Annotated in this window: 18 protein-coding genes; 10 read left to right on the forward strand and 8 right to left on the reverse strand. The window is 62.4% G+C overall.

The annotated features are described in order from the left end of the window. Positions 1 to 59 precede the first annotated feature (59 nt). Complete coding sequence (locus KYX69_RS10465; RefSeq protein WP_300496912.1) at positions 60 to 368, forward strand: hypothetical protein; 309 nt, start codon at positions 60 to 62, stop codon at positions 366 to 368. Here KYX69_RS10465 and KYX69_RS10470 read toward each other — a convergent pair. The 4 genes from KYX69_RS10470 to KYX69_RS10485 form a co-directional block, all read right to left on the reverse strand. Further along, positions 365 to 673: a hypothetical protein gene (locus KYX69_RS10470; RefSeq protein ID WP_300496915.1), complete on the reverse strand. Its 309-nt coding sequence runs from the start codon at positions 671 to 673 to the stop codon at positions 365 to 367. The genes KYX69_RS10465 and KYX69_RS10470 overlap by 4 nt on opposite strands. Before the next feature lie 313 nt (positions 674 to 986). Then, a complete protein-coding gene (locus KYX69_RS10475; RefSeq protein ID WP_300496917.1) occupies positions 987 to 2,570 on the reverse strand; it encodes an AarF/UbiB family protein in 1,584 nt (527 codons plus the stop codon). Next, a complete protein-coding gene (locus KYX69_RS10480; RefSeq protein ID WP_300496920.1) occupies positions 2,567 to 3,211 on the reverse strand; it encodes a TetR/AcrR family transcriptional regulator in 645 nt (214 codons plus the stop codon). Before KYX69_RS10480 ends, KYX69_RS10475 begins: the two co-directional genes overlap by 4 nt. 442 nt (positions 3,212 to 3,653) lie before the next feature. After that, positions 3,654 to 4,598, reverse strand: coding sequence for an MlaD family protein (locus tag KYX69_RS10485; protein WP_300496923.1), 945 nt, complete (start codon positions 4,596 to 4,598; stop codon positions 3,654 to 3,656). A 183-nt stretch (positions 4,599 to 4,781) separates the two neighbouring features. On the opposite strand from KYX69_RS10485, the gene KYX69_RS10490 reads away from it, so the two are divergent. Further along, positions 4,782 to 5,171 carry a PaaI family thioesterase gene (locus tag KYX69_RS10490; RefSeq protein ID WP_300496925.1) on the forward strand — a complete coding sequence of 130 codons (390 nt, stop codon included), beginning with the start codon at positions 4,782 to 4,784 and terminating at the stop codon, positions 5,169 to 5,171. A 64-nt stretch (positions 5,172 to 5,235) separates the two neighbouring features. Next, positions 5,236 to 5,580, forward strand: coding sequence for a PaaI family thioesterase (locus KYX69_RS23195; RefSeq protein ID WP_367280193.1), 345 nt, complete (start codon positions 5,236 to 5,238; stop codon positions 5,578 to 5,580). Here the strand turns inward: KYX69_RS23195 and KYX69_RS10495 are convergent. After that, positions 5,569 to 6,039, reverse strand: coding sequence for a TetR/AcrR family transcriptional regulator (locus KYX69_RS10495; protein ID WP_300496928.1), 471 nt, complete (start codon positions 6,037 to 6,039; stop codon positions 5,569 to 5,571). The two genes, KYX69_RS23195 and KYX69_RS10495, sit on opposite strands and share 12 nt — an antisense overlap. A gap of 293 nt (positions 6,040 to 6,332) precedes the next feature. Between KYX69_RS10495 and KYX69_RS10500 the strand changes: the two genes are divergently transcribed. After that, positions 6,333 to 7,391, forward strand: a complete 1,059-nt coding sequence (locus KYX69_RS10500; protein WP_300496930.1) for a cytochrome P450 — start codon at positions 6,333 to 6,335, stop codon at positions 7,389 to 7,391. Between the two features lie 64 nt (positions 7,392 to 7,455). Here KYX69_RS10500 and KYX69_RS10505 read toward each other — a convergent pair whose 3' ends face one another. Continuing rightward, positions 7,456 to 8,334 carry a MipA/OmpV family protein gene (locus KYX69_RS10505; RefSeq protein WP_300496933.1) on the reverse strand — a complete coding sequence of 293 codons (879 nt, stop codon included), beginning with the start codon at positions 8,332 to 8,334 and terminating at the stop codon, positions 7,456 to 7,458. Between the two features lie 94 nt (positions 8,335 to 8,428). Between KYX69_RS10505 and KYX69_RS10510 the strand changes: the two genes are divergently transcribed. Genes KYX69_RS10510 through KYX69_RS10520 form a run of 3 tightly spaced genes read left to right on the forward strand, consistent with a single transcriptional unit; the run spans position 8,429 to position 12,614 of the window. Further along, positions 8,429 to 9,655 (forward strand): HlyD family secretion protein, encoded by a 1,227-nt coding sequence (locus KYX69_RS10510; RefSeq protein ID WP_300496936.1) that lies wholly within the window; start codon positions 8,429 to 8,431, stop codon positions 9,653 to 9,655. After that, positions 9,652 to 11,181, forward strand: a complete 1,530-nt coding sequence (locus KYX69_RS10515) for a DHA2 family efflux MFS transporter permease subunit (protein WP_300496939.1) — start codon at positions 9,652 to 9,654, stop codon at positions 11,179 to 11,181. The genes KYX69_RS10510 and KYX69_RS10515 overlap by 4 nt, the downstream gene beginning before the upstream one ends. A gap of 2 nt (positions 11,182 to 11,183) precedes the next feature. Beyond that, positions 11,184 to 12,614: an efflux transporter outer membrane subunit gene (locus KYX69_RS10520; protein WP_367280189.1), complete on the forward strand. Its 1,431-nt coding sequence runs from the start codon at positions 11,184 to 11,186 to the stop codon at positions 12,612 to 12,614. Between the two features lie 267 nt (positions 12,615 to 12,881). Here KYX69_RS10520 and KYX69_RS10525 read toward each other — a convergent pair whose 3' ends face one another. After that, positions 12,882 to 14,411 carry a tyrosine-type recombinase/integrase gene (locus tag KYX69_RS10525; RefSeq protein WP_300496944.1) on the reverse strand — a complete coding sequence of 510 codons (1,530 nt, stop codon included), beginning with the start codon at positions 14,409 to 14,411 and terminating at the stop codon, positions 12,882 to 12,884. 325 nt (positions 14,412 to 14,736) lie between these two features. Between KYX69_RS10525 and KYX69_RS10530 the strand changes: the two genes are divergently transcribed. The 3 genes from KYX69_RS10530 to KYX69_RS10540 all read left to right on the forward strand — a co-directional run bounded on the left by KYX69_RS10530 (position 14,737) and on the right by KYX69_RS10540 (position 15,910). Beyond that, positions 14,737 to 15,006 (forward strand): hypothetical protein, encoded by a 270-nt coding sequence (locus tag KYX69_RS10530; RefSeq protein WP_300496947.1) that lies wholly within the window; start codon positions 14,737 to 14,739, stop codon positions 15,004 to 15,006. Between the two features lie 93 nt (positions 15,007 to 15,099). Further along, positions 15,100 to 15,315 carry a DUF2061 domain-containing protein gene (locus KYX69_RS10535; RefSeq protein WP_300496949.1) on the forward strand — a complete coding sequence of 72 codons (216 nt, stop codon included), beginning with the start codon at positions 15,100 to 15,102 and terminating at the stop codon, positions 15,313 to 15,315. Between the two features lie 61 nt (positions 15,316 to 15,376). After that, positions 15,377 to 15,910 (forward strand): PepSY domain-containing protein, encoded by a 534-nt coding sequence (locus tag KYX69_RS10540; protein ID WP_300496952.1) that lies wholly within the window; start codon positions 15,377 to 15,379, stop codon positions 15,908 to 15,910. Positions 15,911 to 15,915: 5 nt separating this feature from the next. On the opposite strand, the gene KYX69_RS10545 is transcribed toward KYX69_RS10540, so the two are convergent. Beyond that, positions 15,916 to 16,794, reverse strand: coding sequence for a hypothetical protein (locus KYX69_RS10545; protein WP_300496956.1), 879 nt, complete (start codon positions 16,792 to 16,794; stop codon positions 15,916 to 15,918). Positions 16,795 to 16,868: the final 74 nt, after the last annotated feature.

Genomic DNA, 16,868 nt, shown 5'->3' on the forward strand with positions numbered 1-16,868 from the left:
AGCCTGCGCATGTCGAAGTCCTGCAAAAGCCATATGGCGGCGCGCCGCAGGGTGCAAAAATGCTTATCGCCACGCCCCGCATGGTGGACGATTATATGCGAAGCTTGCCCACCGGCTCACGTCGCACGATTGCGCAAATGCGGGCAGACCTTGCAAGTGCCAATGGCGCAGATCTGGCCTGTCCTATTTCCACGAGCATATTCGCGCGTATTGCCGCCGAGGTGGCGCTGGAGGAGCTGGAGGCCGGCAAACAGTCTTGCGACGTAACGCCGTTCTGGCGCGCCATCGGCGAAGACAGTCCGGTTGCGAAGAGGCTCTCGTGCGGTCCAGCATTCATTCGGACGCAGCGGGACTTGGAAATGGCCTAGCCGGCCCAGCGTCCAGCAGCCCAACCGATTGCCAGCCCGCCAATCAGGCCGCTCGCGAGGATAGGCGCATAGGCTTTAGTTATTACCGCATCTGGAAGGCTGACCAGAAGTCCAACCAACGCTCCGATCAGCCAAGGCGAAATCGGAAGCTTGACGAGCGGAATCAGGAAACCAATTGCGAAACGGCTCAGGAAGGCGCCCAGGAGCGCAGTCTTCTTGTCCGGAAAATCCATCGGAAGCATCAGCGCCACGTCCGCTGCCCCAAAAAGCAGGCCGGCAAGCAAGCCGAACAAGATTGGATTCATGGCCTTCTCCCTAATCCGAGTTTACAAAAACAGGGGCCGAAGTCCAGCAACTGACGCGCGAGGCGCCGTCAACACCGGATGATCACGAGTGCATGGCGTTTCCTGCCAGTTCTGCTCTTGGCGCTCCCCCAATAGCAAACTGTCGCTTCGTTGGGATCGACAGGATGGCGTCGTCGACATCGGCGCGATCAGGGGATATCGTTGCGCGGAGAACGCATCGACGCGGAACGCTGAAACGCGAGACACAAGTGCGGTGCCCGCAATACCCCTTGATGTCTTACCGCTTCGTCGCAGGCCGCATCCGGCGTTGTGCTCAGCGGCGATATTTTTCCCAGACAAAATGAAGGGCAGCCGCACTGAACATGATCGTGCCCAAAATCGGCTGGTCGCCGGCGAGAATTGCCCCGGCAATCGTCAGACCGGCGGTGAGCACGTTCGGGTCGGCGACCCGGACGCTCATCTTGGACGCCTGTGGAAGAACGATGCGGACCGGAAGCGTCCCAGAACGTGCAGCCGTCTCCACGAACCCCACCAGGTCCGGTGATGCTGCCGCCAACCGCCCTAAATTCGCAAGGAGCCGCCGACCACCGACCTTTAGGTCGGTGGAGATCAACCGTTCACGCATGAGCTCCCTTGCGATCGGCATTGCGCGCGCGGCTATGTCGAATTCGGGATCGAGAGCCCGCACAAATCCTTCGGCAGTGAGGAGTGTGCGCAGTAGCAAGGCAAGATCGGGGGGAAGTGCGAGCCGGTACTCTCGGAGCAAGGTGAATACACGCTGGAATATCACGGACAGCTCGATCTGCCTAAGGACGGCGCCGCGAAATTCGCCGATCAACTCTTCGATATCCCTCTGCAATGCGCGTGCATCTACGGCATAGTCACCCGACCAGCGTAGCAGGACATCCGCCACCCCGCGTGCGTCGTCGCCCGCTATGGCCAGTACCATGGACACCAGTTCCGAGCGTCGCATCGGCGTTAGCGTGCCGACCGCGCCGAAGTCGATGAACGCTATTGTGCCATCTGGCAAAATAAAGACGTTCCCAGGATGGGGGTCGGCGTGAAAGCGTCCGTTAAAAATGATCATCCGAAGGACGGCGTCAGCATAGCTGCTGGCGGCCGCTTTTGCGGCTGGTTGATCGATGCCCTCAACGATGGCGGCGCGGACGGACTGACCGATAAGCCTCTCCTGAAGATTCACGCGTCGACCAATGTGATCCCAAAAGAACCGTGGCGTGCGGACCCCGAGCGTGGAGAGATAGGCGCCGATACTCTCACACGCCGCAGCCTCCGCGCTGAGGTCCATTTCCTGCGACAGTCCTTCGGCGAAGAATCGCAAAAGCTCATCTAGCTTCAGGCGACGCAACTCTGGTGATCGTCTCTCGGCCAGCCTAGCGATCCGACGCAGGAGCCTTAGATCGGCGTCCACTCTCTCCGCAATGCCAGGACGTCTCACCTTGACGACCACTTCGGTCCCATCGTCGAGCATGGCGCTATGGACTTGCGCGATTGATGCTGCGGCAATCGGGATCCTGTCGAAACGCGTGAATACGGCGTCAAGCGGGGCACCGAGTGCGGCAACGAGCTCGGGCTCGATCTCCTCGAAGGGGAGCGCCTGCACCTGATCCTGAAGCGTCGAAAGCGCTGCCACCCATTCCGGCCCCAGCAGATCCTCGCGCGTGGCAAGTACCTGCCCGAGCTTCACGGCGACTGGCCCGACGTCGCGCAGCAGTGCGACCATGCGCCGTGGGGCATCGGGCTCATGTGAATTGCCCACGCGACCTGAGGTCAAACCGATCCGCGCCGCCAATCCGCCGAGGCCGTGGCGCACAAATATCTTCGTCAGCTCGGCGAACCGCATGCGCTCGCCAATCGGCACGTCCTGTTTTGCCGTCATAGAATGGATTCTTCGGTCGTCGGCGCCCTTGGCAGACACCCACCGAGAAACAACTCGATCCCGCGACGGACACGCTCCTTCGCGGCTATATCATATGCGGCCGGCGCGAGGCCGAGCGCCGACCGGCGCATCGGCGCGACCACGACGAGCGTTACAAACTGTTCGGCGGCGAAAACTGGGTCGGCCAGCGCTAGCTCGCCCTTTGCATTCGCGTGAGCGAGGATGCTCGCTACCCACTGCACGGCGCGCTGGAAGCCGAATTCGTGAATATTCGCGGCGAGTGCCGGGAAACGGACGGCCTGCGCGATGACGACTCGCTCCATCGAGGCAATTCGCGCCGTCAGCAGCCATTCCAACAGCACGTCTGCGATCGCGTGTAGACGGGCAGAGACGTCCAGGCTTTCATCGTCGGTTGGCTCGAGTGCTCGAAGCTGGGTATCGATCTCGTCGAGGATCACGGCTTCGAACATCCGGGCCTTGCTACCGAACCGGGCGTAGAGCGTGCGCTTTGAAATTCTGGCCCGTTCGGCGATCATGTCGGAGCTGGCGCCGTCGAACCCGCGTTCGAAGAATACGTCTCGCGCGCTCTTCAGGATGTGCAGCGTAAGGCGTGCCGCATCGGTTGCTGTGGGCCTGCCCATCTTTCGCCCTCGCCGCTGGCGATCTTGACGCTCTACGCTAACCACGGCCTTCCTCTCCGCACTCCCGCCGCCGAGGCTTCGGAACCAGGCTGGACGGCAGATTTCTCTGCCTTTCAAGAATGTGCCAAAGACCAACCAGACGCCAGCAGCAGCCGTCAACCCCTGTTGAATATCTCTCGTGCTCGGGCCACGTGCCCGACGGGTTCTCACGACGCGTTCGGCGACCAGCGGAAATGCCGGCGCGGTCTCGGTGGGATCGCCCGCGACGCCCGGCCGCACGCTACTGGCCAAATGGCGGTCAAGCACAGCCAAGTTAAAGGCCCTCGTCATGCCTTACGATGCACCGCCGGTTTCGCGCAACTCCGCCACGGCCGGGTCAGCGTCCCGGAACGTTGGTCGACAGGCGCGGCGTTCCAGGCCCCGCGACCGGTTTCATTTACGGTCAGGCGACCGCACCGGAGCCGGTACGGCGCGCGACATGAGGGTGCTTTTTTTTCTTGAAGTTTGGAAGCTTCGGTGCACCGAACCGGAGGCCGGACTGGTCGATCTGTTCCGCACGTTCGGCAATGCCTAGCGCTTGGCCGCGGAGTGAACGAACCTCGGCGGTGATATGTTCGCTGCGAGTCTCCGCCGCTCTGATCGACGGCCGTGCCGCGCTGACGCTGCGCTCAAATCCTTCGATACCTTGTTGCGCGCTCCGCAATTTCTTGTCGGCGCTGCCAAGTTGGCCGCCCGGGTTGGCTTTCATTCGAGCGCTCAGCCGATGCGCACTATCCCCGGCGCGGTCGAGCGAAATGCCGAAGCGCGAAATCCTTCCACGAGCTCCCTTCAGCGAGTCTGAAATGCGCGTCGCGCGCCCGGGCCACGCTGTTGAACTCGCCGCGAGAGCCGCCAGCCGCTCGCGCGCGCGCTCTTGCCCGCGGGAGTCAAGATTGCCGGAGACTTTGTCGACCGTACGGCTGATTCGTTCGAGGGTCGCCATCGGGTCTCCACCTGATCCGATCAGGCCGCCCTTCCGGGCCGGGATCACGGGCAGCGTTGCGTCATCCTGTGAAACGATCGGAGGCGCGCCTTTCTGCGATCCATCGAGCGTGATGGTAGCCGCTCCGCCTACCAGGGACCTGGTGATCGACGCCTTCACGCCTTGCAGGATCGGAACTTCGGGATCGAGCCGGACGGTCACAAACACACTCGCCGGATCCTTCGCAGTGAGCCGCACACTGGTAACCGCGCCGACCGGCACACCCGAATAGTTGACGGACGACCCCTTTTCGATCCCCGCCACGCTATCATTGAATTGAATCAGATATTCGCGACCGGCAGGATTTGTCGCCGAGAAGAGCCAGGTCGAAAAGGCGATCAGCGACGCGAGGAGGATGCCGATCACGGCAAGGACTAGCAACCTGTTCGATCTGGTCTCCATAAACGCGTGGCTTCAATACCGATCGCTCTGCACTATGTAAACCGTCCGGTGTAGTTCTTGCCTTTCCATGGAGACCGCTTTTCGGCTAGGAAGCCGAGCTCGGTCCTGAATGCGGAGACCCCTTTGCCCGTTCCATTCGAACTCGGGATGGTCGCCATTCCCTGGAGTACCGCGTTGGGATTGGAGTTGCTGTCTTCAGGTGACGGCCTTGCGGCGTTGCGCATGGCCTGGCGCCACGACCTCTGTGATCAGCACGGCGGAGCAGCCAGTGGCGGCGTGGCAACTCTGATTGACCATGGTTGCGGCGTCGCTGTCATGTCCAAGCTCGTGAAGCCCGTGTTGATCGCAACCTTGAACCTCAAGATCGACCATATTCGTGCTGCCACCCCGGAGCGTCCCGTCACGGTATGGGCTCACTGCTACAGGGTTTCAGCGAGCAGGGCGTTTGTGCGCGCCGAAGTATGGGACCAGGATCCTTCGGACGTCTTCGCCACCGCGCAGGGCGTTTTCTCGCTCAGCCAGCCGAATGCGGCCTAGCATCATGGACACTCGCCTCACCGCGATCATAGCGTCCTCGCCTTTTGGAGCGAGGCTTGGAGGAATGATCTGTTTAGAGGAAGACGGGTTGACATGGAGACTGTCGCCCGGTCCCGATCTGATAGGAAACCCGCTTATCCCCGCCATTCACGGAGGCGCAGTAACGGCGTTCCTCGAGCTCGCATGTGGGGCCGTCGTGGCGCATCGGCTTGAGCTGTTGGTGCTGCCACGCCTAGTCAGCGTCAACGTCCAGTTTTTGGCCCCTACCCGGTTGCGGGATCTGATCGCACGGCCGGTCATTCGCCGGATCGGAAAACGGGCGGCGGTGGTTCACGCCGACACTTGGCAGGAAAATCCCGGGGCGCCGGTGTGCACCGCGCAGTGCGATTTCTCTTTGTCACCGTTGTGATGGTGAACTCGCAACAACCGGAGCGAGCGCGAGCCGTCCAAGCATTTCAACGAGTTGCTCCTCTTCGGCAGCTTCTTCGCTGGTCACCCACCATACCACGACGTTGATCGCACCACCGACGAGGTGTGTGACAGCAAGGGTGCGCGGCAGCGCAGGATCCAGCGCGAGCGGCAAATGCTCGGCGCGGGCAATTGCCTGGGAAGTAATATCCCTTCGCGTCCGTTCTCCACCGCCGATCAGGATTGCTGCGATGGACCGTCTCTCCTCAGCGATATATGCGGCGGCGGCCCTGAGCAACGCGCCCTGATCGCCCGAGGAAAGCGCCGGCCCTAACCGCTCAACGATCTCGCCGATCATGGTTTCGGAAACCGCCACCAGCAGCGCATCGACCGAAGCGAAGTGCCGGAAGAACGTCGCATAGCCGATGCCGGCTTCGGCGACGAGAGTCTGCACGGTCACATGCGCGAGCTCCATCCTATGCAGGGTTCGGAATAATGCTTCGCGGAGTGCCGCCCGCGTTCGGAGAAAGCGGGGATCCACGGAACGTTTTGACGAAATTTGCATTTATGATACACAGTATATCATAGTTAGTTCCGTTGTGTCGAGGAGCCACCGCCGCCGCGTAGGCATCGGGGACAAACGCGCAACCTTATTTTGAGGAGGATGGCGGCATGGCGTCGTTCGCGATAAACACACCGCGTGATGACCGGAGAAGTGACGCTGTTGTCAGCAGGGGTCGCGAATGCCCAGTGATGGAGTTCGATCAGGCGAGAGCCCTCTTGCGCAACGATACTCTGCGTCAGGCTGGCTTTCGCGCGGATCTGATCGAACGGTTTGGCAATGAGCGCTTCGCGCCGATCATCTTTCTACACGGAGAGCGGCATCGAGCGCAGCGGGCCGCGACCGCCCGCTTCTTCTCGCCGCGGGTGGTAAGCACGCAATACCGCGGCGTAATCGAGCGGGAGACCGCCGCCTTGCTCGAGCACTTCGTGCGCGAGCGGGAGGTAAATCTGGACGATCTAAGTCTGCAACTTGCCGTTTCAGTCGCAGCGGAGGTCGTGGGCCTTACCGACAGCGATCGAGCGAGTATGGCGCGTCGACTCGATAGTCTGTTCGATGACGGTGCGGCCAACAGCGCGGGGACAGTATTGGATTTTGCTCGCTTCTTGAGAACACAAGGACGCATGTGGCACTTCTACCTGCGCGACGTCCTCCCGGCAGTGCGCGCGCGTCGAGCGAATCCGCGCGAAGACGTCATCTCTCATCTGTTAGCGCAAGGCTATGGACCGCGTGCGCTGCTGACAGAGTGCGTAACCTACGCCGCCGCCGGAATGGTGACCACTCGCGAGTTCATTACCATGGCCGGATGGCACCTGTTGGAGGATGACGCCCTTCGCGCGCGTTTCCTGGCCGCCGACGAGATCGAGCGTATCGACATCCTGGAGGAAATCCTCAGGCTCGAGCCTGTGGTGGGCATGCTACGTCGTCGCGATCCCGAAAGCGGGAAGTCGTTCGCGATCGACATCCGGGCCGCGAATATCGACGAGCGCGCGATGGGCGGCTGCCCGATGCGCCTTGATCCCGACCGTCAGCGGGCGGATCGCGTACCTGGTCCAGGACTGGCATTCGGGGACGGTTCGCATCGGTGCCCTGGAGCCAGCATCGCGTTGCTGGAGGCCGCCATATTCCTGACGGAATTGATGAAGCTTCCCGGCATTCAGATGAAGCGGGAGCCGATGCTGCGGTGGAACCCGCTTGTGACCGGCTACGAAGTACGGGGATGCAGGATTACAATGAGCTGTGTCACCTGATTAAAGGGAGCGACAGAGGCCGTCTGGGCGGCGCCACATTCCGGCATGACGCGGCCCGGCGGCATCAGAAGGTAAAGGTTAACCCGATCGCAGCAGACAGCTGTTTGGCGTCGCCGGCATCGGACACGATCGGGCTGCGCTTATATTTTCCGAGCAGGCGCCCATACATCACGCCTCCGCCCACACCCAAACCCCGGCGAAGATCTCCGGTGAGACTTTGCAATGCAAATGCCGTGACAGTGTATCGTTTCCAACCACCGTCGTCGATCGCATATGCCGGAAGACCGCTGGCGAGCGAGCCGGCAGGCGACACCGCGAAATAGGTCCTGCCGTAGTCTTTCCCGACATAATCCGCCGATGCTCCGATCGACACCAAGGTGCTGCGCGATAGCGGTGTGGCGTAGTATATTTGCGGAGTCACGACGTAGCTGTCATGAACATTTGAAACGTCCCGGACATAGGCCACGCGAACCGTCAGCGTGTCATAATCGCTGGTAATAAGACCGGTGCGGGTGATGCCTACATAACCGCCTGCCTCCCACGCCGTGCCGAGCTTCCCCAGCGCACGAACCCGCAGATCCTTCACTTCTCCCGTGCGGTCCAAGCGCGCGGCTCCGATCACGCCAAGTTCGAAATTCGTGCCGGGCCCTGACCTGCTTGGAACGAGGTTGAAATAGAGCTGCGTGCCACGCGTGAAGAAATCGTGTCCCGCCACTTTGCCGACGATTATGGCGCCAGGCGTGATGCTGTTCTCGTCGGCGCCTTCATAGTCCGGCAGTGTCGCGGCGCCCACACCGATCGTCACTCGCGACCGGTCTTCATCCGGGGCCTTCTCACTCTGTGCCTTGGCAGCTGATGCCGCAAGGACACTGACGGCGGCCAGTGCCAGCAACATCGCGCGCGCTTGCTGCCGGCGATGCGGTTTTTGATCCGTGACCTTCATTTTCGGTAAAACCCCTTATTTCAGCGAAAGCGGTGGAAACCCAATGCCAGCTTCACTAAGGTACGGAACGGTTTACATATCCTAAGGTTCCAGAATGGCGACTGACCATCCGACATCTGACACGGCGGTGCATCTTGAGGAGCCTGGACAGACACAGGACGATCCCGTTGGTCCGGCAGGTGCGAAAACTGCTACCAGCAAGCCCGGTCTGCTCATCCGCTATCCAATCATCCGCGTGGCACTCATCGCGGCCCTGATCGCTGGCGTCGTCGTCGCTGGATTGTGGTACCTGAACTACGAGCAGAGGGGGCAGTACCGTCAATCCACCAATAACGCGTATGTGCGCGCGGACTTCGTCACCATTTCCCCCAAGCTCGGCGGCTATGTTGAGCGCGTCCTTGTCCGAGACAATGAACCGGTTCGCCGAGGTCAGTTGCTCGCAGTAATCGATGCGCGTGATTACCGCTCCGGAGTTGCAGAGGCTCAGGCCCAAGTCGCAGCCGCCGAGGCGGGTATTCGCACCGCCCGGCGCGCGCTCGACGAGCAGCGTGCTTCGATAGCGCAGGCAGATGCGCAGGTGACTAGCGCTGCCGCTGCCGCTGCAGCCGCAACTGCCGAGGTTCGCCGTTACGAGCCGCTTGCACAATCCGGAGCCGAATCGCGCGAGCGATTGGCCGCGCTGGTGCTGGACCGTGATCGGGCAATCGCCAATCTTCGCGCGCAACGCGCCGCTGCCGTCGCCGCGCGGCGTTCGCTAGTTACCCAGGATGCGCGAATCGGCCAGGCGCTGGCGCAGCGAGGGGCGGCCCAAGCGCAGCTCGCGAGAGCCTCGACAGACCTGGGATCGATCGAAATCCGCAGCAGCATTGATGGTGTGGTCGCGGACAAGGCGGTGCGCCCGGGCCAGTTCGTCCAGCCTGGAACCCGGCTGATGTCGATCGTGCCAACCGACCAAATCTATGTCGAGGCGAACTTCAAGGAAACCCAGGTCGCGCTGATGCGTGTCGGCCAGCCGGTGGCGATCAAGGTCGACGCGTTAGACGGCGTCGAGCTGCGCGGGAGAGTCGAGAGCTTCTCTCCCGGGACAGGTGCGCAGTTTTCGCTGCTGCCGCCCGAGAACGCGACGGGCAACTTCACCAAGATCGTCCAGCGTGTGCCCGTGCGGATCAGTATTGAGGCCGGTCCGGAAGCGCGCAATGTCCTGCGGCCCGGACTTTCGGTGGAGGTCACGGTTGATACGGTAAGTGCCAAAGGTAGCCGAAAACGCATTGAGGAGGAATCCGAGCGCCTGAGTCGCGATGACATGCGGAAGCGGCCGTGACGGTTGCTCAACGTGCCGGCGCGCGCGATTGGATAGCCGTCGCCGCGGGGACCATTGGATCGTTCATGGCCCTGCTGGACATATCGATCGTAAATGCTGCCTTGCCAACCATTCAGGGCGAGATCGGCGCAAGCGGAACCGAGGGGACCTGGGTCGCTACGTCTTACCTGGTCGCGGAAATCGTGATGATCCCGCTCAGCCCGTTTCTCGTCCGGCTGTTCGGCTTGCGCAATTTCCTGCTCGGGGCGGCTGTGTCGTTTACAGCCTTCTCGGTGGTTTGTGGGCTATCGACGACATTACCCATGATGATCGCGGGGCGCGTGGGTCAGGGTTTTACTGGCGGCGCCCTCATCCCTACGGCAATGACAATCATCGCGACCCGTCTTCCGCCATCGCAGCAGCCGATCGGGACGGCGGCGTTCGGTGGGACGGCTATCCTGGGGCCTGTGCTGGGGCCCATCATAGGCGGTTGGCTGACCGACAATTACAGTTGGCACTATGCGTTCTTCCTGAACGTGCCGGTCTGTGCCGGGCTTGCCTTGCTGCTGCTGTTTGGACTCGATCACGAGCGCCTGCGCATTGGAGAGCTTCGTAGGGCCGACTGGCTAGGGATCGCGGGGCTAATCGTCGGCTTGGGGTCACTCACGGTGATGCTCGAGGAAGGTCAGCGCGAAATGTGGTTCGAATCCGCCATGATCGTGAAGCTCGCCATCGCGACAGTTTTCGGTTTCGCTCTTATCACGGCGGGACAATTGCGGGCTGAAAGCCCGGTACTGAAGCTCAGGCTGATCTTCAGTCGGGCTTTCGGCAGTGTTTTCGTGCTCAGCCTGGTGATCGGTGTCGTACTTTACGGCGTCACGTTCCTGATCCCTCAATTTCTCGCGATCAATGCCGATTACAGCGCACTACAATCCGGCCAAGTAGTCTTCATTTCCGGGGTTCCCGCGCTGCTTATGATGCCATTCCTGCCCCTCGCCATTAAATATCTTGACGTGCGGCTTGCCGTCATCGTCGGCATGGTGCTGATCGGCGCAAGCTGCGCGATGGACTGGCATCTCACAACGCAGTCTTCTGGCGGCGACATGACCAACTCGCAGTTCGTGCGCGGGTTCGGGCAGATTTTCGCGATGATGTTCCTGAATCAAGCGGCCATCAGCGCAGTGTCTGCCGAGGACGCCGGCGACGCATCAGCGCTGTTCAACGCCGGGCGCAACCTTGGCGGGTCAATCGGACTGGCGCTCATGGCCACGCTGCAGGACCGCCAGACCTTTATCCACTTTCATCGGCTTGGCGAGATGGTTTCGGCTAACGCCGTGACGACGCAAGAGTGGTTCATGCGCGCGATGGCGGGGCCGGGCGGAGAGGCTGGCGCCTACCGACAACTCGCCGGCCAGATGCTCCGGCAGGCAACCGTGATGGCCTATAACGACTTGTTCTTCGCGCTCGGCGTCGCAATCGCGATCACCACGCCGCTCGCGCTGTTCCTCCGCCCGATTCCCTCCGGCACGCAGATGGCAATGCACTGATGATGTCACGAAAACTCTTTCTGATCCCGCTGCTGCTGGCGGGCTGCACCGTCGGCCCCGATTATGGCGGTCCGCATATGGTCGCAAACGCCGAACGCGCAGGAGCCCAGTTCCGCCGCGCAGATGCTTTGCAGACTGTTCCGCAGCCGCCGCTTGCCCGCTGGTGGACGTCCCTGGACGACCCGCAGCTAACTGCACTGATCGACCGCGCACTGGCGGCCAGCCCGGACATCGCAATTGCCGAGGCGCGAATTCGAAAGGCGCGCGCTACTTATCGCGAGCAGCGGGGTAACCAGCTACCGAGCATATCCGCGACTGGCACTGCGATCGTCGCGGACCTACCCGCCGGGTCACTGGCGCTTCCGTCGCAGGGCGCGAAATCCGATCGTATCAGCGCGGAATTCTACAATGCCGGTCTAGATGCATCTTGGGAGATCGACCTGTTTGGCGGCCGCCGGCGTGCCGCCGAGGGAGCCAGTGCGCAGGCTGAAGCGGCGGAGGCGGACCTGGCCGATGTACAGGTGCGACTGTCGGCGGAAGTGGCAAGCAATTACGTAACGTTGCGTGAGTTGCAACAACGTTTGGTTCTTGCTCGACGTTCGGCTGAGTTGCTGGCCCAGTCGCTCGCGCTTGTCGAACAGCGCGAGCGGCAAGGGGCGTCGTCTCGTGACGACGTGGTGCGACTGCGCACGGAACTCAGCCGTACGCAAGGCGCGCTGCTGCCACTGGAGGGGCAGATTGCCGTCACGCTGGACCAGCTGGCTTTCCTGACCGGCGACGAGCCGGGTGCGCATGACGCGGCCCTTTCAGCACCCGCTGCAATTCCTGCCTTACCGGCGAGCGTCCCCATCGGCGATCCGGCGTCGATGCTGCGCCGGAGGCCAGACATCCGAGCCGCTGAGCGCCGCCTTGCGGCCGCGACTTCCAGTATCGGCGTGAACGTCGCGAGGCAATTTCCGTCGATCAGTATCATGGGCATCATCGGCCTGGGCGGTCCTAGCATCGGTGACGTCCTCGATACCGGCAATGTGTCCACCTTGCTGCTGCCGCGCATCAACTGGAGCTTTCTTGACTTTGGTCGCAACCGCGCGAGGGTGGACCAGGCCCGCGGCGATCGCGACGAAGCGGAGGCGCAATATCGCAAAGCCGTGCTGGCGGCCTTGACTGATGCCGAGACCAGCCTGTCCCGGTTCGGCAATCAGCGAGAAAGTCTCCTGTCCGCGTACCGGAGCGCCGAAAGCGCCCGTGAGTCTGCTCGCTATGCGGCCCAGCGATTTGATCGGGGGGCAGTCCCGCTCACCATGTCACTCGATGCAGAACGCACGGCTCTGGCGGCGACCCAGTCCTCAATCGCCGCGCAGGCGGAGCTTACCCGGGCTTTCATCGCGCTCCAAAAAGCGCTGGGTCTAGGATGGGGGGAATCCAATCCTTAGCGATGAAAGGCGCGGAGCGTCGACACAGCAAACGTTGCCGCAATCACGTTGCATGCCCGATCTGCCGGGACGATCCCGTATGGACATCCTGCCGAACGCGTCATTCGCGACCCTATCCGCAACTGCGATGAGCACGGCGTCTAGTTCGAGCCGAGCGACCGAGGCTGGGGCGCAAAGTCCCCTCCACAACCCAAAACCGGGCCAGACACGCCCAGCTCGCCGGATGGGAACTGACAGCCCAGTCCGAGCCGCGCCGACTTTCTACGATCAGGCAGCAAGCGCAGTCTCAGACGGAGCAGCGGTATGCACTCGCTGCCACGCGGAGATCGCATCCGCCGAATAAACGACACGGCGGCCGATCTTTCGGAACGCCGGCCCCGTACCTTGCCAGCGGTAGGTCTGCATCGTTCCGACCGTGAAACCGAGCTTGGCAGCGGCTGCGCGCGTATCGAGCCACTGCGTGCGGATAACCTCCCCCAACACTGGATCAGGGGTCGGCAGCTGACCTCCGGCATCCCGTGCCCAGAAAGCCTCGAACGGGTCCTCGCCGCCGTCTTGCGCGGCGCCTATCTCGACACCTTCGCCGAGGCAGCGAGCAATTTCCTCCGAGATTCGCTCTGCTGCGGACTTGAGCGGATGATCCGAGAGGTGAGTATAGCGCTCAGTCGTCTTGGCGCTGCGATGCCCAAGCAATGCGCCGATGATCAACATGCTGTCGCCGGTCGCTGCCCCTATCGAAGCGAAGCTGTGCCGCAGATCGTGGATCCGAACATCCTCCAGGCCGGCAGTCGTCCGCACGCGGACCCAGACCGATTGCAGATCGGTGACATGGGTGCCGTTCTTCTTGCCGGGCAACAGATAGGGATTGCCGTCGACTGGTGGCGTCGTTGCGATGATCCGCATCGCGGGGCCGCCGAGATGCACGACTTTCGCGCCGGTCTTCGAATCGGGCAGACGCAGACAGCGATGGTAGCGGTCGATATAGGCGTGCTTCAGCTTGAGGATCTCGTTCTTCCGGCAGCCGGTCAGCACAAGCAGGCGCAACGCGGCAATCGCGTACTGGCTTTCCACTCCGAGCGCGGCGGCCGCGGAAAGGGCTTCTCCCAAACGCGCCAGCTCGGCGGGCGAGAGGAAACGCTCCATCTTCTTGCCGGGGAACCTGCGCACGCCGATGGCAGGATTGTCGGTGCGTAGCTTGCGCTCCACCGCGACGCCGAGCATCGCGCTAAGCGTCGTCACGGACTGGTTCGCCGCGCCCTTGCCGCCACGGACGCGAGACAGTCTCCTATTGCCCTTCTTGACCGTCCGCGCTGTCTTCCCCGCGGCGATGTCGCGAAGCATCTGCTCGATATCGCTACGCTCGATTTTTGACACTCGCCGCTTCCCGAGCAGCGGGAGGATATGATTCTCGATATTGTTGCGCGCCTGTCGGATCGAGCTCTCCTTCGCGGTGAAGAGCGTTTCGTTCAGGTAGACCTCGCCAAGCTCCGAGATATCGAGTTCTTTACGCTCGTTGATCTTTTCTTGTTGAGGGTCGATCCCGTCTACAATTTTACCTAAAAGGCTCTGCGCCTCGGAGCGTGCAGTTTCAGGCGTCCAAGGCGAGCCGTGGGAGCCAATCTTGAAACGCCGCTGACGCCCTTCGAAACGGTACTGGAGGACATAGGTCAGCTTGCCCGCCTGAGAAATTCTCAACCCAAAACCATGGACATCGCTGTCCCAAAGGAAACGATCGGTGCCGTCCGCGGAGAGACTATCAACGATCCGCTTCGTGATTCGAATGCGCTCGGCGGACATGCTATATTACTCCCAACCCAGCCGCTGCTTCTCCAAGGCATCCGAAATTTGGAAGCAGATCGGAAGCAAGCGGCAGAATATCGTGGGTTGGATTGTCGTGTTGACGGCGATGTGAGTCAAGAAAAAATGGCGGAAATCGTAGGTTTGGATATATTAGCGCAAGTAAAAAAGCGTCTTGGTAAGGCTGAGGTCGTGAGTTCAATCCTCACCGGCAGCACCATTTTCCCCAATCCTGTCCGACGGTTGCGGGGCCGTGTGTGCGGCACGCGGGGAACCGCTTGGCCCTCCACTCATTGATGCGCGGCATCAACAGGAGGATTACCCAATGAAATCGATGTTCAAGGCGGCGCTGGCCGGTGCCGGACTGGTTGCGCTGGCGGCGTGCGGCGGTGCCGACGATCGCGCGGCGGACAATGTCGAGGCCAATGCCGAGGCGATGGCCGACAATCTCGAGGACCAGGCCGACATGGCCCCCAACGAGACGATGGAAGAGGCGCTGGAGCAGCAGGCCGACAATGTCGAGGACGCAGGCGAGGCCAAGGCCGAAGCGATCGACGACGCCGACGACGCGCGGATGGAAAACCGCGCAAACTGATCGAGCGGGGCGATTACTGAAGCCGCTTCTTCGCGTTTCAGTTCGATTTCTTCAACCACCATATGGGCGGCATAGCTTCACAGGATGCCGCCCATGTCGCGCGATCTGACCAAGACGTTCACCTATCTGTCGATCCACCTGACGGTCGGGTTCAGCGTTGCTTATGCCTTTACCGGATCGGTCACGCTGGCTGGCGGGATCGCGCTGATCGAGCCGTGCATCAACGCGGTCGCTTTCTTCTTTCACGAGCGGGCGTGGCAGCGGTTCGATGCACGGCGCGCAATGAGCGGGCGGATTGCGATAGCCTGAGCTTGCGTCCGGAGCATCACGGGCGCACTCTGACACCGGTAACCCTTCCCGGAGTATCGCGATGCGCTTCCTTGCCCTGCCCCTGATCGCACTGGCCGCATGCTCGCCCGCCGACAACGACGCGGCACCGGCCAATGGCGTTCTGGCCGAGGGCCCGGAGGCGGTGATCAGCAATGTCGCAGCGACCGAGCTGCCCGACGGGGTTGCCGAACTGGCCGAGGCGACGGTGCCGGGGATGCGCATCTCAGAAGCCGAGCGCAAGGACCGCGACGGGCGGACTTACTATGACGTCGAGGGCACGCGGCCCGATGGCAGCGAGGTCGAGATCGACATGCTGGTTCAGCCCGACGGGTCGCTCAAGGCGGTCGAGGTGCAGCGCGATATCGCTTGGGCGCAGGCCCCTGCCCTGGTTCGCGCCGCCGCCGCCGCGACCGCCGATGCCTTTACGCCCGAGCGCGTGATCGAGAGCCGGCAGGTGGAGGACGGACGGATCCTCTATGAGCTGTTCGCGCCGGGCAAGCCCAAGGAACCGGCGATGGAAATCGCATGGGCCAGCGGGAAGGCGACGCTGCTGACCGAACGCGCGGTGCACTGAGCGCGTTATTTTCCCCCGGCGGCCGTGTCGAGATCGCCCTCGATCCCGCGCTTGATCTCGCCGCGTTGCGTCGCGGCGCTGCGCATTGGGGCGGCGGCGTAGAGGCCGCGCAGATAGCCCAGATCCCATTTGGTCAGCGTCACCGGCACTTCGGCATCGTCGGGGGCGTCGAGGATGGTGAGGATGGTGGGCGCGGACACGCCCTTCACCTTCTCCGGATCAGTCTGTGCCAATGTTCGCATCGCGGCATAATCGGCGATCTGGGTCGGACTGAGGCCGACCACCGAGTCGAGCTGAATCACCACCACCGCGGCGATGAAGATCGGGCGCATCGTGCTGCTGGTCCGTGACGGGGGTAGCGGCGAGTTGAGTTCGTACTGGCTGGTGTCGGCATTATACGCGACCGGCGTTCCGCTACGGTCGAGGCGGCCTTCCAGATGCCAGGCGGTCGCCGGGCCGGCCTGTTTCGGGGTGCGGATCGGCATGCCATAGGCGTCGCGGAAATAGACGGGGTGCGCCTTTTCAAGCGCGGCGACCATCGCCTCCTTGTCCGCAGCGAAGATGACCAGCGCGTTGGGCTTGCAATCGGCCTTGTCCGACACCGCGATCCCCGCCGCCTTGGCAACCACCCGCATCCGCGCCGCAATCTCGGCATTGCGCGCCGCGCTCAGGCCCACGGCACCGGGGCAGACCGTGGTGCGATCAAACCGCGCCATCGGGTCGCGTCCCGGCACATTGGCGAGCGCGCGGACATAGTCGCGGATCTGCTTGTCGCGCTGCTCGCGGGCGGTGATGACGACATCGGCCTGATCCGCAGCCTGCTGCGCAAGGGCGGGGGCGGCGAGGGCGCAGAGGGTGGCGGCGGTGACGAGGAGGGTACGCATCAGGGATACTCGATCGTTGCAGCGCCGGTGTATCACTGAAGCAAGACACTTTCAAGACGGGGGCAGCGCGCGGA

The sequence above is a fragment of the Sphingomonas sp. genome, from assembly GCF_030145815.1.
Taxonomy (GTDB): domain Bacteria; phylum Pseudomonadota; class Alphaproteobacteria; order Sphingomonadales; family Sphingomonadaceae; genus Sphingomonas.